Annotated in this window: 1 rRNA gene; it reads right to left on the bottom strand. The window is 52.2% G+C overall.

Annotation, left to right across the window (positions count from 1 at the left end):
* Positions 1 to 356, bottom strand: a 23S ribosomal RNA gene (locus TEPIDINF_RS14830); the annotation flags it as partial.

Genomic DNA, 356 nt, shown 5'->3' with positions numbered 1-356 from the left:
GTGCTCCAACTGTTTGTAAGCACACGGTTTCAGGTTCTTTTTCACTCCCCTCCCGGGGTGCTTTTCACCTTTCCCTCACGGTACTGTTTCACTATCGGTTGCTAGGGAGTATTTAGCCTTAGGAGATGGTCCTCCCAGATTCCGACGGGGTTTCACGTGTCCCGCCGTACTCGGGGTCTGTCTTGGAGAAAGGATGATTTTGCTTACGCGGCTGTTACGCTCTTTGGCCAGCCTTTCCAGACTTGTTCAACTACCATCCTTTTTTCTTACTCCACATAAGACGCCCCACGACCCCGATACCCGTAGGTATCGGTTTAGGCTGTTCCCTTTTCGCTCGCCGCTACTTAGGGAATCGC

The sequence above is a fragment of the Tepidibacillus infernus genome (genome assembly GCF_048898065.1).
GTDB lineage: Bacteria > Bacillota > Bacilli > Tepidibacillales > Tepidibacillaceae > Tepidibacillus_B > Tepidibacillus_B infernus.
Note: the sequence above shows the minus strand (reverse complement) of the source record. Positions and strands in the feature narration are given on the sequence as shown.